Source organism: Solitalea canadensis DSM 3403 (assembly GCF_000242635.2).
Taxonomy (GTDB): domain Bacteria; phylum Bacteroidota; class Bacteroidia; order Sphingobacteriales; family Sphingobacteriaceae; genus Solitalea; species Solitalea canadensis.
Genome location: NC_017770.1, coordinates 5,052,916 through 5,069,585, shown reverse-complemented (window position 1 = coordinate 5,069,585; position 16,670 = coordinate 5,052,916). Strand labels below are relative to the sequence as shown.

Annotated in this window: 13 protein-coding genes; 8 read left to right on the top strand and 5 right to left on the bottom strand. The window is 37.2% G+C overall.

Annotation, left to right across the window (positions count from 1 at the left end; translation table 11 throughout):
• Positions 1-358: 358 nt before the first annotated feature.
• Entirely contained in the window at positions 359-1,996 is a 1,638-nt protein-coding gene (locus tag SOLCA_RS21400) for a pseudouridine synthase (RefSeq protein ID WP_014682579.1), read from the top strand.
• A gap of 120 nt (positions 1,997-2,116) precedes the next feature.
• Here the strand turns inward: SOLCA_RS21400 and bshA are convergent, their stop codons facing one another.
• From bshA to SOLCA_RS21385, 3 genes are all read right to left on the bottom strand, one after another.
• Complete coding sequence (bshA, locus tag SOLCA_RS21395; protein ID WP_014682578.1) at positions 2,117-3,259, bottom strand: N-acetyl-alpha-D-glucosaminyl L-malate synthase BshA; 1,143 nt, start codon at positions 3,257-3,259, stop codon at positions 2,117-2,119.
• A gap of 139 nt (positions 3,260-3,398) precedes the next feature.
• Entirely contained in the window at positions 3,399-4,250 is an 852-nt protein-coding gene (locus tag SOLCA_RS21390; protein WP_014682577.1) for a hypothetical protein, read from the bottom strand.
• Positions 4,251-4,322: 72 nt separating this feature from the next.
• The gene (locus tag SOLCA_RS21385; RefSeq protein WP_014682576.1) at positions 4,323-7,244 is read right to left on the bottom strand and encodes a glycoside hydrolase family 3 N-terminal domain-containing protein; all 2,922 of its coding nucleotides are present in this window, start codon (positions 7,242-7,244) and stop codon (positions 4,323-4,325) included.
• A 314-nt stretch (positions 7,245-7,558) separates the two neighbouring features.
• On the opposite strand from SOLCA_RS21385, the gene mutL reads away from it, so the two are divergent.
• From mutL to cysS, 5 genes are all read left to right on the top strand, one after another.
• On the top strand, positions 7,559-9,418 hold the full coding sequence (gene mutL, locus SOLCA_RS21380; protein WP_014682575.1) for a DNA mismatch repair endonuclease MutL: 1,860 nt from the start codon (positions 7,559-7,561) through the stop codon (positions 9,416-9,418).
• A gap of 89 nt (positions 9,419-9,507) precedes the next feature.
• Positions 9,508-10,218, top strand: a complete 711-nt coding sequence (locus SOLCA_RS21375) for a rhomboid family intramembrane serine protease (RefSeq protein ID WP_014682574.1) — start codon at positions 9,508-9,510, stop codon at positions 10,216-10,218.
• Between the two features lie 2 nt (positions 10,219-10,220).
• Entirely contained in the window at positions 10,221-11,114 is an 894-nt protein-coding gene (locus SOLCA_RS21370; protein ID WP_014682573.1) for a rhomboid family protein, read from the top strand.
• Positions 11,111-12,223, top strand: a complete 1,113-nt coding sequence (locus tag SOLCA_RS21365) for an endonuclease/exonuclease/phosphatase family protein (protein WP_014682572.1) — start codon at positions 11,111-11,113, stop codon at positions 12,221-12,223. The genes SOLCA_RS21370 and SOLCA_RS21365 overlap by 4 nt, the downstream gene beginning before the upstream one ends.
• Before the next feature lie 107 nt (positions 12,224-12,330).
• Complete coding sequence (gene cysS, locus SOLCA_RS21360) at positions 12,331-13,791, top strand: cysteine--tRNA ligase (protein ID WP_014682571.1); 1,461 nt, start codon at positions 12,331-12,333, stop codon at positions 13,789-13,791.
• Here cysS and SOLCA_RS21355 read toward each other — a convergent pair whose 3' ends face one another.
• Positions 13,792-14,466: a hypothetical protein gene (locus SOLCA_RS21355; protein ID WP_014682570.1), complete on the bottom strand. Its 675-nt coding sequence runs from the start codon at positions 14,464-14,466 to the stop codon at positions 13,792-13,794. It lies immediately after the preceding gene.
• Positions 14,467-14,583: 117 nt separating this feature from the next.
• Between SOLCA_RS21355 and SOLCA_RS21350 the strand changes: the two genes are divergently transcribed.
• Both SOLCA_RS21350 and SOLCA_RS21345 read left to right on the top strand, forming a co-directional pair.
• Entirely contained in the window at positions 14,584-15,507 is a 924-nt protein-coding gene (locus SOLCA_RS21350) for a DUF4440 domain-containing protein (RefSeq protein WP_042480351.1), read from the top strand.
• A 17-nt stretch (positions 15,508-15,524) separates the two neighbouring features.
• A complete protein-coding gene (locus tag SOLCA_RS21345) occupies positions 15,525-16,010 on the top strand; it encodes an SRPBCC family protein (RefSeq protein WP_014682568.1) in 486 nt (161 codons plus the stop codon).
• On the opposite strand, the gene SOLCA_RS21340 is transcribed toward SOLCA_RS21345, so the two are convergent.
• The gene (locus SOLCA_RS21340; RefSeq protein WP_014682567.1) at positions 16,007-16,621 is read right to left on the bottom strand and encodes a SprT-like domain-containing protein; all 615 of its coding nucleotides are present in this window, start codon (positions 16,619-16,621) and stop codon (positions 16,007-16,009) included. The two genes, SOLCA_RS21345 and SOLCA_RS21340, sit on opposite strands and share 4 nt — an antisense overlap.
• Positions 16,622-16,670: the final 49 nt, after the last annotated feature.

Below are 16,670 nucleotides of genomic sequence, written 5' to 3'. Positions count from 1 at the left end.
CTTTTAGGTGATTAACACTTGGGAGGGATATAATAAGCCCTTCCCCACACAATTCCGGCGACAAAAGTAAGCGATATTTTGTTGACAGACAAGCTTTTGCAAGAAAACTAAAAATATTAGTTAAATTTTTTATACAAATTTTAGCAAAAATCGAGGTTTAATGATTGTTAAACCTCGATTTCTTAAAAGGCATTTTTTTTCAAAAAAAATTAAGTTCCATTCAACGTTCGATGACAAATTAAATGCGTACTTTTGCCCCAATTTAAAATTGGAAGGCCAGATTATTAAGCCGTTAAATATTCAATCGGTTAGCAAAAAGGCATTCCATTTATTTTTTTCATAGTTAATCTTATAAGAAATGAACAGACCAAGGAAAAGTCGTGAAGACATCTCCGCAAAACGTGGACGAGGGGATAGTGCAGGAAAAAGAACAAGCAGACCGGCAGGAACAAGCCGTGATGAGAAAAAATCATTTAGCAACGACCGTACAGAACGTTCTGGTGAACGTAAATCATTCAGAAGCGAAGGTGAACGTAAATCTTACGGCGACAGATCGGAAAGAAAATCATTTAGCGGCGACCGTGAACGCAAATCGTATGGCGATCGTCCAGAAAAGAAATCATTTGATAACGAACGCAAGTCATATGGCGAACGCTCTGCCGATAGAAAATCATTTGGCGGAGATCGTGAACGCAAGCCTTACGGAGATCGTTCTTCAGACAGAAAATCATTTAACGGCGACCGTGAGCGTAAACCTTATGGAGATCGTGGCGAAAGAAAATCATACGGTGAAGACCGTGAGCGTAAATCTTACGGAGATCGCTCCTCAGATAGAAAATCGTTTAGTGGAGATCGTGAACGCAAACCATACGGTGATCGTGGCGAACGTAAATCATTCGATGGAGATCGTGAACGTAAATCATATGGTGATCGTAGCGAGCATAAATCATTCGATGGAGATCGTGAACGTAAATCATACGGCGATCGCTCATCAGATAGAAAATCATTCAGCGGCGATCGTGAGCGCAAACCTTACGGTGATCGTGGTGAACGCAAATCTTACGGTAATGACAGAGAGCGTAAGCCATATGGCGATCGTTCATCCGATAGAAAATCGTTTAGCGGAGATCGTGAACGTAAACCATTCAACGCAGAAGAAAGAGCTAAGAAATACGAACGCGATTACAACGAAAGAAAACATCCTTCTAAAAATTTCAAGGATAGAGGATTCAGAGACAGAAAACCTTCTAGCAAAAGAAGAGATGATCAACCTGAAAACTTTGATGAAATCCGCTTAAACCGTTATATCGCTAATGCAGGAGTTTGCTCACGCAGAAAAGCTGACGAGTTAATTGAATTAGGCGAAATATCTGTTAACGGACAAGTTGTTACCGAATTAGGTTATAAAGTTAATGTGAGCGATACCGTTCATTTTAATGGCCAGTTGCTGCGTCGTGAGAAAATGGTTTATGTACTGTTAAATAAGCCTAAGGATTACATTACTACAACAGATGATCCGCGCGAGCGTAAAACCGTTATGGACCTTATTCAAAAGGCATCAAGTGAGCGTATTTATCCAGTTGGTCGTTTAGATAGAAACACCACCGGTTTATTATTATTAACAAATGATGGTGATTTGGCTGAGAAATTAGCTCACCCTAAAAACCAAGTTCCTAAAATTTATCATGCTACCTTAAACAAAAGTTTCCGTCAGGATGATTTTGAACGTTTAGAAGCAGGTATTGAGTTAGAAGATGGTTTTGTTAAACCTGATGACCTATCTTACGTAGAAGGAGCCAGCAAAAAAGAAGTTGGTATCCAGATTCACAGTGGTAAAAATCGTATTGTTCGTCGTATTTTTGAACAAATGGGCTATGAGGTTGAAAAACTTGACCGTGTAGTTTATGCAAATCTTACCAAAAAGGACCTTCCTCGTGGACGTTGGAGATATTTAAGCAAAGAAGAATTGCTTTTCGTTAAACGCTTAGTGAAATAACGTTTAACATCAGAATAAGAAAAAGCTGTCTCAGTAAATACTGTTGACAGCTTTTTTTATACATTCATTTTTGTAAACAAAAAAAGCCATCCCGGTTAAACCGGGATGGCTTTCTATATTTTAAACAACAGCCTGTTTACTTTTTTCTATCACCTCCTTATAAAACTCTTCATAAATAGGCATGATGTAACTTATGTCAAACTCTTTGGCGCGGGCTAATGCTGCAGCTTTAAAAGTGGCTAATCGCTCATTATCTTCCAGAATATAGATCGCATTCTTGGCCATATCAGTCACATCACCTACATTACTCATAAAGCCTGTAACCCCATGTACATTCAGTTCAGGCATACCACCGGCATTCGAGCATATCACCGGAACTTGACAAGCCATGGCTTCCAATGCCGCCAATCCAAAACTTTCATTTTCCGATGGCATAATAAACAAGTCTGAAATGGAGAGAATCTCTTCTACCGCTTCCTGTTTTCCTAAGAAACGTACCTGATCGCAGATGCCTAATTTACGGCAAAGCTGTTCAGCATTTACACGTTCCGGACCATCTCCTACCATCAATAACTTAGCAGGTACCTTTGTCACTATTTTCGCAAATACCTCCACCACATCTGTTACACGTTTAACAGCCCTAAAATTAGACGTATGGGTAATGATCTTTTCACCATTAGGGGCAATCGCCTTTTTAAAGTGGTCACGTGGTTTTAAGCTGAATCGGCGGAAGTCAATAAAGTTAGGAATCACTTTAATGTCATTCTCTATATCAAAATGCAGATAGGTATCTGCTTTTAAATGTTCTGAAACAGAAGTAACCCCATCAGACTGGTTAATAGAAAACGTTACTGCCGGCTTGTAAGTTATATCTTTCCCTACCAGGGTAATATCAGTACCGTGTAAGGTAGTTATAAAAGGGATGTGAATTCCGTTTGAAGCCAAAATCTGACGGGCCATATAGGCTGCAGAGGCATGTGGAATTGCGTAATGAACATGCAAAAGATCCAGACCTTCATACTTTACTACATCAACAAGTTTGCTTGCCAAGGCTAATTCGTACGGTGGATAATCGAATAACGGGTAATTACTTACTGAAACTTCATGGTAGAATAGGTTTTCTGAGAAAAAGTCGAGCCTTGCTGGCTGACTATAGGTTATAAAGTGCACCTTATGGCCCTTTTCAGCCAATGCTTTTCCCAATTCGGTGGCTACTACTCCGCTACCACCAAAGGTAGGATAACATACAATTCCGATCTTCATTTATATAATAGGTTTACTGTCGATCTCACAAATTCATTTGCAGTTCGAAGTTACAATTAAAAATAGGTGTTTTAATAAACATTAAACTAAAGACCTAAGCAATTGTTTTTACAATTTATATGAAATCGGTCGTATTTAATTAATAGTATGAAATATCGTAAATACTACTGGAGATGGTCCTAATCTCGGGATAATTATCGGTTCTGTATTTGTAGTTAATCCCTTCAATTCCCATTGTACGATTAAGCCATTTAGCTATTCCATATGTCATATTATTGGTAGGGTTTAAGTATTGTAATTGATTTAGCATACCTCCATCGTTTATTGGTTCAATATACTTCCAATATTCAAAGAAAATCAGGTATAACACTTCGATGTTCCTGACATTTTTATAGGATGAGTTCTTATTATCATAAGAAAAATAGCTATTTTGGAAAGCTTTGGTTTGATTTCCATTAAACACACATTCATAAGTTACGTTCCCCTTAGCATCATGCTTAAATTCAACCCTGCTCGCCACTGTACTATCCATGTTTAACCATTCTATTTTATCTAAAAGTCCACCTGTATTATAGTTGCACAGTGCGAGTCTTTGCGGTGAATTGTTAAAATATGTCTTTATTCCTGAAATTTTCCCCGACGCATTTGTTGAATACTCATGTTTAAGAACAAAAAGTGGGGCACCGTTACGGTAAAAACTGTAGGTACATCCAGCAATATTTTCATTCAAATCATAAGAGATTGTGATTTTTTGAGATATTCCCAGATTTGAGACTGTGATATATTCTTGTAATTTATTGGTTCCATTCAAATAACTAAAGTTCTCATCATAAAGGAAACCACTATCCATATGAATAAGCTTTAACAATGGTTTGGTTTCAATTAATGGTTGAGGTTTTTTTCCGGAAGGTGATTCATCAATATCTTTCTGACAGCTTGCCATAAAGATAAATAAGCCTAATAGGCAAATAATAGAAGAGCGAATTTTCATAATCAAGTAGATAAATAGTAGATTATCTACAAGTTATAAAAAAGGCGTAAGAAATAAAGGATAGCAATTTAATTATTGCTTTAAAATTGCATCGTAAACAACCTGATGAATTTTAGGACGGATACCCATTCCACCAAGTTTATTGTTATCTGCATCAGGACAAACACGATTGGAAAGAAAAACATAGGTTAAATTGTACTTGGGATCAGACCAAACACATGTTCCGGTAAAACCGGTATGACCAAATGTGTCATCAGAAACTTCCTTGGCCGTTGCTCCATAAGAACGCTCTTTCATGGAAACTTCAGGCTTATCAAACCCTAAGCCCCTTCTGCTGATTGTTGGATTCTGATAGGCAATGAATTTTTGAATAGTTTCCGGACGAAAGTATTGTTGACCGCCATAGATTCCTCCATTCAAAAGCATTTGCATCAATACAGCAAGATCATTAGCTGTCGAAAACAAACCAGCATGTCCGGCTACTCCACCACTCATAGCAGCTCCGGGATCATGCACATCACCTAAAAGCAATTGATGACGAAACCATTTATCATTTTCTGTTGGAATTAACCTGTTTAATGGCAAATGATAGCGAGGATTAAAACACATGGTTGATAAACCAAGTGGCTTATAAAAATTTAAGGCTACATAATCCTGTAATTTTTGTCCGCTTACATCCTGCAAAACCTGTTGCATGAAATACATACTCAAATCACTATAAACATATTTTCCAGGTGTATTTAACCTAGACGCTAACATCCGGGGAAGCATAACCTTCTCAAAGAAGCCTTTGCGCAAATAAAAGTCTTGTGCTACGCGTATAGGAAAATTAGCCGTTGAATCATACTCGTACTCGTCACCACTTAAATGATTATGAAAAGCAACCATGGGAGTTAAACCTGCCTGGTGAGTCATCAGGTTTTTCAATAATATACCCGACTTATCATAATTTCTGGCGGCAGGTACGTATGTACCAAAAGAATTATCCATATCAATGCGCCCTTGTTCATATAAACGCATGATTCCCTGAGTGGTGGCAGCAATTTTAGTAATGGAAGCTAAGTCGAATACATCTGTAGTTTGTTCAGGTATTAACTTATCATATGTATGAAAACCAAATGCTTTCTCGTAAATCACTTTTCCATCTTTAGCAACTAACACTAGACAACCCGGATATGCTTGCTTATTAACACCATCCAATGCAATGGAATCGATCTTGTTCAGGTCTGATGTTTTGATTCCTGCTGCTTCAGGCATTGCATATTCAAGTCGCGTTGCTTTTGTTGTTACCCCATCACCTTTTTTAAAACCTACCCCAACAGTTACAGGTAACTTACCACTTAAGCCAATACCACCCATAATTGCCTGTGCAGCAAGGTTTCTGGCTAAAGAATTATCATCATAGCCAATCAAGATAGCCGGAACATAATCAAAATTGGTAATGCAATATGGATTTCCAAAAACGGTTAAGATCACATTACTTGTTTTACTTAATTGTACGATCAGTTTTCTGGCGTTTTCAGAAATTGCAAAATTGTCTTTAACATTTGTATCAATACTGTGTAGCCCGATGATAATGGTTTGTACACCTGTTAATGATTTCAAAAGACTATTATAAGACGAATCTTCATCATTCATCCAAACATTGTAGCGCTGTACGGGTCCGTAGCGGGCTAACGTATTCAGAAATGAATTATCTAATTCTGCACCTATACTTACTGCTGCTATTTTTTGTTTCTCAACATCAACAATTGGTAGCAGGCTCTTTTGATTTCGAACTAAGGTCAATGAATTTTTCACTAACTCGTAATTGAGGTATTTAGCATCATTCGTTTTAATATCTGCAATGACATTTTTTGTATCCAGCGGTGTTCTCAGATTTAATCCAACCGCATATTTGGCGGCTAAAACCTTTTTCACCTTAGCATCAATTTCTATCCATGACAACCGTCCCCGCTGTATGGCCGTTTTAATTCCGGCAACAGTTGCAGGAATGCTTTCAGGGTTTAACAGAATATCATTCCCTGCAATAAGCGATTTTACGGCCGACTCTGTTGAAGAGAAATTACCATTTGCAGCCTTCATGTTCAAATCATCAGTAATCACCAATCCTTTAAAACCGATTTGGTTCTTTAGTAATGTTGAACATAAATTGTAAGATTGACTGGCAGGGTTTCCACTTTTGTCATAAGCAGGTACATTAATATGCCCTACCATTACCCCCATTAATCCAGCTGGAATTAATTGTTTGTAGGGATAAAGCTCTACAGAGTCCATTGTAGCAACACTTCTGAACAATGTTGGCAGTGAGGTATGAGAGTCATCATCCGTATCTCCATGACCTGGAAAATGCTTTGCACAAGCAATAACGCCACCGTCTTGCAACCCTTTCATATATTGAATCGACCGTTTGGTCACTTCGTGCTTGTCACTTCCAAAAGAACGTGTACTAATTACCGGATTCCATTGATTGCTATTAATATCTAAAACAGGAGAAAAACTCATGGTAGCACCAACTCTACGCAGCTGACGAGCCATTTCTTTCCCAAATTCGTAAATCAATTTATCATCTGTGATTGCGCCTAACGTCATTTGGCGAGGAAAGCTGATCGTGCTATCTAAGCGCATTGACAAGCCCCATTCTGCATCCATCGAAATTAATAAGGGTATTGTCGCTCTGGACTGATAATAATTGACCATGTTTACTTGCCTTTGCGGACCACCCTGTGCAAACATTAACCCACCAATATGATAATATTTTATCAGCTCCTCAATCCTGCCAACCTGACTTCTGTCTGCACGTGAATAAGCTGTTATCATCATTAATTGCCCCAATTTTTGATCGGGGGTTAACGTTCGAAAAACCGAATCGACCCAATTAGATGAGGTGGTCAATTGATTTATTGAAATTGGATTAACAGTTTGAGATTTTGCAGAAAGACAAAAAAGAGTGGTAAAGAGCAGTAAAGATGATCGCAAAAAACGTGTCGGCATTGTTTTTACGGAATATTTATTTGTTAGCAGTGAAATTTATATTTTTACAAAAACCATAACAGTTGCCGGTCTTTTTGTTAATATTTTGATAATAAACAAAGTAAAAAAGTCCTGCAACGCTAATCAATCGTCGCACCGACAAAACTAAGTATTTTGTTGAAGAGTTAGCTCTTAGTACCAAGATATTAGTGGCAGGTATCAAAAAGGGGGCATTAAAACTCTTGAAGTATCAATTTGTTAATTAACAATCCGGATACCTGATCATCTATATTAGCAATACATACCAGCTTCCGACACAAAAATAAAACAAGCGCATGTCAGATATCATACAACTATTACCAGATTCAGTAGCCAACCAAATTGCAGCGGGGGAAGTAGTGCAGCGCCCGGCTTCAGCGGTAAAAGAGTTGATTGAAAACTCCATTGATGCAGGAGCAAGCGCTATTAAATTAATCATTAAAGATGCTGGCAAAAGTTTAATTCAAGTAATTGATGATGGCTGTGGTATGAGTGCAACAGACAGCCGTATGTCTTTTGAGCGACATGCCACATCTAAAATTCGTAAAGCTGAAGACCTGTTCGCCATCAGAACTATGGGTTTTCGTGGAGAAGCACTGGCTTCTATTGCAGCTGTTGCGCAGGTTGAATTGAAAACCCGTCGGCACGAAGATGAGATCGGCACGCAACTAATTATTGAAGGATCGGAGGTTAAATCGCAAGAAGCATGCAGCTGCAGTGCTGGAACTTCATTCGCTGCCAAAAACTTGTTTTTCAATATTCCGGCACGTCGCAACTTTCTGAAAAGCAATCCTGTTGAAATGCGTCATATTATTGATGAATTTCAGCGCGTTGCATTAGCTCATCCATCTGTTTTCTTTAGTTTGCATCATGATGGACAAGAGGTTTTTCACTTACCCAAAGGAACTTTAAAGCAACGCATTGTTCATATTTTTGGAAACAGTTATAATGAACGCCTGGTTCCAATGGAAGAACAAACCGATATAATCAGCATAAAAGGATTTATCGGAAAACCAGAGAATGCCAAAAAAACACGTGGAGAACAGTTTTTCTTTGTAAATAATCGTTTTATAAAAGATGCTTATTTGAATCATGCAGTCGCTACGGCTTATGAAGAGTTACTCCCTAACGACTCCTACCCGTTTTATGTATTGTTCATTAACATCGATCCTATACATATCGATATTAATGTTCATCCAACAAAAACTGAGATTAAATTTGATAATGAAAAAGTTATCTATGCGATTATCCGTTCGGCCGTTAAACGATCGTTAGGACAATACAATATTAGTCCGGCCATTGATTTTGATGCAGCGCCAAGTAGTACAGCACTTCGCGACTTTGTTCCTTCAACTGCCAATATAAAACTGCCTACGATTACAGTAAACCCTGACTTTAACCCGTTTGAACAAGATAATATTCGTTCAGGAGGGTCTTCATTCCGACAAACATCATCACCTTCACTTAACATGGGAAATTGGGAACAGCTGTATAAAATTGTACGGGAAGATGAAGGGAAAAAAGAAGTTCATACTCACCCCTTATTCAACCTACCGGAGCAAGAGACAGAATCTCCTAAATATAAGATCAACGAAAATCAATCGTTTCAGATACATAACAGGTATATTATATCACCTATCAAATCAGGTTTTATTGTAATAGATCAGCAAGCTGCGCACGAAAGGGTTTTATATGAACGTTATTTAAATTCACTGGATACACATAAAGCGAATAGCCAACAGAGTTTATTTCCGCAGAATTTAGAACTATCACCTGCAGATTTTGAGCTATTAAAAGAAATGATGGATGAAATCAAAGCGTTAGGATTTGATATAAGGGAATTTGGCCGAAATTCAGTGGTAGTAGATGGGGTTCCATCAGACGTTGCAGGTGGAAATGAAGCATTATTATTAGAAAACCTGCTCGAAAACTTTAAGCAGAATGCAACAATTCTTAAATTAGATAAACGAGATAATTTAGCTAGATCATTAGCCAAAAACGCTTCTTTAAAAGCAGGCACACCACTAACAAAAGAAGAAATGACTTTGCTGATCGATGAGCTCTTTGCCTGCCAGATGCCAAAAGTTTCTGTAGCAGGCAAGCCAACTTTTATTACTATTGGTTTGGATGAATTACTGAAAAGATTCTCATCCTGATTTTAACTGATCGATAAACGTTTTTTTGAACTATTTAATGAGTAACTAACTTCTGCGGTAGACTTTTAAACGCAGTTTTAACAATTTATATGACAGAGTACAGACCGTCGCCTTTTGCGATGCTACCGCCAGTGGTTAAGAACATATTAATAATAAATGTGCTGTTTTTTATAGCCATGCGTGTTAATCCTATTTTACATGACTTTATTATTCGATATGGAGCAGCTTTTTACTTTGATTCACCTTTATTCAGAATATGGCAATTAATAACTTACGCTTTTTTGCAATATGATTTTGGCCATATATTCTTTAATATGTTTGCGGTGTTCATGTTTGGAAGTGTAATAGAAAACTATTTAGGTTCTAAACGGTTCTTTTCATATTATATGATTACAGCAATTGGTGCCATGATATTACAGTTGTCATTAAGTGCTTATCAGGTTTATCAACTAACGGGCACATTTATTCCTTATTCGCAAGAAACGGATATAACAAACCCGGTAGTTATGGCAAAAATTCAGGATATTTACAGCACTCCTACGATAGGGGCGTCAGGTGCAGTGTTTGGTTTACTACTCGCATTTGGGTTGTTATTTCCCGAATCATTATTGTATGTATATTTTTTCTTTCCGATAAAAGCTAAGTACTTTGTAATCATTTATGGTGCAATTGAGCTATGGATGGGCATCGCTAATCGCCCAGGTGACAACGTAGCTCACTATGCGCATTTAGGCGGCATGCTATTTGGTTTTATTTTATTAAAAGTTTGGAAAATTCGTAAGCCAGGTTCATATTATTGATCATGAGTTTAGTAGAAGAATTAAAACAAGTACTCTTCCGTCCGCAACGAAAACTTCATCAGTTTATCGCCATAAACGTTTTTGTGTTTTTTGCAATAAAGCTTATCGCTGTTTTTGAACTTCTGTTCAAAATGGAGCCAACTTTATCCACAAAAATTGTTTCCTATTTAGCAGTACCCGCTTCTCTTGATGCATTAATTAAGCAGCCATGGAGTTTGTTCACCTACATGTTTTTACATGAAGGATTCTTCCATTTGCTTTTTAACATGCTTGGCTTGTACTGGTTTGGCCAGTTATTAGAAGAATATATTGGGGGCAAAAAATTTGCATGGATCTATATTTTAGGAGGATTAACCGGAGGCGCGTTGTTCATCCTGATGTTCAATATATTTCCTGCGTTTGAAAACAATGCATTACTCCCACGCACATTAGGAGCATCTGCAGGTGTTCTGGCTATTGCAGTGGCTACTGCAACCCTATTACCTAACTATCAGTTCATGCTGTTCATATTTGGGCTGGTCAAAATCAAATACATTGTATTATTCTTTGTATTACTTGATTTAATAAATATTACCGGTGATAATGCTGGTGGACATATTGCACATTTGGGCGGCGCCATTTTAGGTTTTTGCTATGTCAAACAGTTACGGGCAGGAAATGATATTAGCTCTCCTTTTTCAACTCTCGGAAAAAAGATATCAAGCCTTTTTAAGAGAAAATCAAAAATGAAAGTTGCTTATAAGAACACGGAAAACGAACGTAAAAATGTTAGAAAGCAACCAAGTAAACAAGAAATCATTGACCGGATTTTAGACAAAATCTCCAAGACTGGTTACGAAGGACTAACCAAAGAAGAGAAAGAGATTTTGTTTAAAGCCAGCCAGGAAAAGGAATGAAGCATCATAAAAAGCGCAGTTTAATTCACAGATTTATATTTACTGCTAATCTCGTCACCGCTGCTTTTTTGGTGATTTGCTACTTAGCTCCCTATATAGATCCTATTTATTTTTGGCCTATTGCCTTTTTCGGCTTGGCCTACCCTTTTATTCTGTTACTGAATATTTTATTCTTTTTCTTTTGGCTAATTATTTGGCGACGCCCTGCTTGGATCTCCCTCTTTGTTATTGCAATTGGCTTCTCCATTCATCGGAACAGTTTTGGATTAAATATGCCCTATAATCTGGACCATAAACCAGACAACGCCATAAGAGTAATGAGTTATAATACTCATTATTTCAGGCCGATGAACAAACGCAGTAATGATGATTCAACCAAACATCAGATATTAGAGCTTATAAAAGAAGAACAGCCTGATATACTTTGTGTACAGGAGTTTTATTCACGAAAAAGGGGTAAATTCAATATCAAGGATAGTATTTTATCCATTTTAGATACAAAATATTATTACGTAAAAAAGATTATCGGCGATGAGTATGAATCAACCGGACTTGCCATTTTCTCTAAATACCCGATAGAAGCCGGTAAAGAAATTCCGTTTTCAAGTGATAAAACCGATAATACGTGTGTTTATGCTGATTTAAATATTAAAGGAAATATAGTTAGGGTTTTTAATATCCATTTGCAATCTATCAGTTTCCAACAGCAGGATTATGAATATTATCAAAAGGTTCGGGATTCCTTATCAACAGACAGAGTACTTACCCGCCGGATTGCCCGAATGCTGAAAAGAGCCTTCGAAAAACGAAGTATTCAAGCAAAACTAGTTTCGGAAGCCGTAAAAAGCAGTCCATATCCGGTTTTATTATGTGGAGATTTCAATGATACGCCGGTTTCTTACGCCTTTCAAACGGTTTCAAAAGGAATGAATAATTCTTTTTGCCAAAAAGGTGTCGGTTTCGGAAAAACATATGGAGGAGCGTTTCCAAATTTCCAGATTGACTTTATTTTGTACGATAATAGCTTCGAAGCTCAGACCTATAAAATCATCCCTCAAAAACTTTCCGACCATTTTCCGGTTAGAAGTGATATAATTTTAAAAGAGTAAATCTTAATTAACATCAACGCACTCAAATTCTAACTATCAAAAACACAATATTGGTATAAAGATTGTTAATTTTGTGCCGTTTTCAACCAAGAGTAAAGAGATAAGCAATGCAGCAACCCATTTTTATTTACAATACGCTAAGCAGAAGTAAAGAAGAGTTTAAACCAATCAACAGCCCATTAGTGGGAATGTATGTTTGCGGTCCAACCGTTTATAGTGATGTACATTTGGGCAACTGTCGCACATTTATATCATTCGACATTGTTTTCAGATATCTTTCTCATCTAGGTTACAAAGTAAGATATGTCCGCAACATTACTGACGCAGGGCACCTTGAAAGTGACCAGGATTTTGGGGAAGATAAAATCGCTAAAAAAGCGAAGCTGGCTCAGCTGGAACCAATGGAAATCGTGCAAAAATACACTGTTGATTTCAGAAAAGTCATGGAAGTCTTCAATGCATTGCCACCGAGTATTGAGCCGACAGCAACGGGCCATATCATTGAGCAGATTGAAATGACTCGCACTTTGCTTGAAAACGGAGCTGCTTACGAAGTAAATGGAAGCGTTTACTTTGACGTTGAAAAATATAACAAGGAACAGAATTATGGCGTATTAAGCGGCCGTAATATTGAAGAGTTGTTAAATAATACCCGTGATTTGGGTGGACAAGAAGAGAAAAAAGGCCCATTAGATTTTGCGCTTTGGATCAAAGCTAAGCCCGTTCACTTAATGCAGTGGCCTTCGCCTTGGGGCTGGGGATTCCCAGGATGGCATCTCGAATGTTCGGCAATGAGCAATAAGTACTTAGGTGCACATTTTGACATACATGGTGGTGGAATGGATTTAATTCCGACCCATCATACAAATGAGATCGCGCAGAATATCGCCTTTTGCGGAAAGTCGCCGGCTAATTATTGGATTCACACCAATATGCTGACAGTGAATGGACAAAAAATGTCAAAATCATTAGGCAACAGTTTCCTGCCTCATGAATTGTTTACAGGAAATCACCCATTGTTGCAAAAAGGCTATAGCCCTACAGTTGTTCGTTTCTTTATGTTACAGGCGCATTACCGTAGCACATTAGACTTTTCTAACGAGGCTTTGGATGCATCTGAAAAAGGGTTTAAACGCATGATTTCTGCTTACGAGCTTTTGAAGGATCTTAACTCTTCTGACAGTTCGACTTCCGATATCAACGCATTGAAAACACGTTGTTATAATGCCATGAGCGACGATTTCAATACACCGATTGCCATTGCAGAATTATTCGAAGGTGTACGTATTATAAACTCGGTTAAAGCAGGTTCTGAAACAATTACTGCAGAAGATCTTGAAACGCTTACACAATTGTTCAATGATTTCTTATTCGACATCTTTGGATTACAAAAAGAAGAACATGGAAGCAATAACGTAGGAAAAGTACTTGATCTGTTAATTGATATGCGTAATAATGCTAAAGCAAATAAAGATTATGCTACTTCAGATACTATAAGAAACAAATTGCTTGAAATCGGCTATCAGCTAAAAGACAGCAAAGATGGCACTACATGGAGTGCCCTTTAATTAAAGACTGTCATAATATTTAAGGAGTGAAACCAATTGCTCCTCATTATTCAGTTTGATTCTATTAGTTTTTACATATTCATTAACCTGTTGTGCTTTATCAGAAAGTAAAGGCAACAGGTTTTTGCCGTTTTTATCTAATTTAATCGGTTTCCCGTCTTTTCCTTTTTGTAAATAGGCAACTTCGTAATCAATAAAGGTTTTCACGGTAGTAGCGCTCGTCATGTTTACTTTTTCAGTTTCGCTTCGCTTCACATACTTCAGTAGTTTCGTTTCCCCATCATACAATACTTCACAAAAAGCCGGAACTTCCTTCCCTCCAACATCCAATTTATAGCGCCTGAATATAAAAGTGGAATTTAACGAATCAGATTCTTGATACAGAACAAACTCATTAACCGGTTCACTAACGAGATAAATTCGTTTGTCTTTTATAAACTGTAGTTCATTAGCATACATATCGAAACGTAAATTAACCGGGCTAATCACTTTGCCTTTATCTGTGACAATTTTGCCCTTTAAAAACGATTCTTTAAAAAAAGGGAGCTTATCATAAGTAACGTATTTTTTGTCGTTAACCATTAAACCGCCGCTTAATTTATAAGCATCAAGATCTTGCGCCTGAGTAAAATTTATCAGTGATATAAAAAAACCAAATAAGAGCGTTCTTTTCATAATGTGGTATGTTTATAGCTAAAGGAATAGATTTATACAGAAATTTATTAATTTTTACTGAATTATATAGTGCCAGCAGTTATTTTTATCACTCTTAATTATTTTATGCTTCTATTCATGAGAGTAGCCCAATTCAAAAAATACTTAATAAGTACGTCAGTTTTACTTTTTCTTGCCACAAACATTTTTGCACAAAGTATTCCTGATTATATTGAAGAATTAGTAAACAGAGAAAAACAGTTTTCGAAGACCTCTGCCGAAAAAGGTATAAAAGATGCATTCTTATCTGTATTGTATCCAGATGGGGTTGTATTCAGACCGCAACCGGTTAATGGTGTGAATTATTTTAAATCGATAGGAGGAATACCAGGAGTTCTTACTTGGGAGCCTGTTTACGCCGATGTATCAAACGATCAGACCCTAGGATATACCACAGGACCATTTGAATATAAAAGCGATAACAATGGCGAAACGGTTGTTAATTATGGACAATACGTTTCCATTTGGATTAAACCAAAGAAGAAATGGGAGTTAATGGTTGACCTCGGCATATCGCATGATAAACCTGGCTTTGCACCTCAATTTGAGTATAATAACCCAATGACCTTTGGAATGAAACGAGCCACCCTCGATTTTATAGCTGAAGAACAGCAAAAACATTCCATGGAAATTTTAAAAGCGACTGATGAGCTATATTGTACAGCGTTAAATGGAGGTAAAGTTGAAAACAGTTATAAAGAATTTCTTAGTAACCAGGTTAGATTATTACGCAATAATAACTGGCCAATTCTAGGTAAAAGTACATCCATCGAGTTTCTGAATAAACAGCAAGTTGAGTTTTCCTATAAAACAGATAAAGTCTATTCTGCCCCTTCAAGAGATCTGGGTTATACAACAGGAACAGGAAGTACCACCACTACTGTAAAAGGGAAAAAGGTAACCCAAAATGTAAATTATGTACGAATTTGGCGTAAAGAAAACTCAGGATTTTGGAGAGTGGTTTTAGATATTGAGGCTCCTATTCCTACAGACGCTAACTAGTCAAGTAATACATTCAAATGCCGCTAATTGTATTAGAAACTGAGATTAATGGTGCTATTGAAGTTTGCTTTGACTTATCGAGAAGCATTGATCTTCATATTATTTCAACAGCTCATACAGGTGAAAAGGCTGTTGCCGGAAAAACACAAGGACTAATTGAACTTAACGAATCAGTTACCTGGAGAGCAAGGTATTTATATACCTGGCAAACTTTAACATCCCAAATAACTGCATTTAAATACCCTACTTATTTTGTTGATGAAATGATTCTGGGTGCATTTAAATCTTTTCGACATGAGCATTTATTTCGGTCCGTTCAGTCAAAGACTATGATGACTGATCGTTTCAACTTTGAATCTCCCTATGGAATTGCGGGAAAGATTTTTAACAATTTATACCTCACCAATTACATGACAGAACTATTGATCGAAAGAAATAACATCATCAAAGAATATGCAGAAAACGGGAAGTGGGAAGATATTCTAAGGATCAGAAAAAGTTAATCTTGTTGTAACTCAACAATTTCAGCCAGCGGATTAAACAAGTACATTCTTTTAGTGCTGAGTTCAACACACTTGAAACGCTTTCTTACCAAGGCTAATTTTTGAAACTTACGACCATTTGGGAGTGCAAACACTGCGTTAAAGGGGATTCTTTCTACTGTTACTAAGATTTCTTGTTTTTTGTCGTAGTTTTTGAGTGTACGCAACAAGTTCATATCGCTGCAACTTGAAGCTGCAGGGTTAGTCATATAAACTCTCAATGCCATTTCTACATCCACAGGAAATATCTTCATCTCAAAAAAAGGTTTCATCATCTCCTGAAATGCTTGTTTCCACTCTGTACCATGTGGCTTCACCTTATTCTTATGCCTGTTCCAGTTTAGCAAATGTGCGAATTCATGCACTAAAGTAATAAGGAATGAGTATTGATTTAGATTGTAATTGACAGAGATCCGATGTCCTTTATCTCCATAGGGATGTCGGTAATCGCCGAGTTTAGTGGCTCTGCTTTTACTTATTTTAAGCTCAGTTTTATATTCATCTATCCAACGAGCTATTAAAATAGCCGCTTGAGCTGGTATATATTTTTGAAGAATACTTACTTTGTCCAAGTTGGTTTATTTGTGCTGTGCAAACTAACGAACCTTTTATCAAAACAGC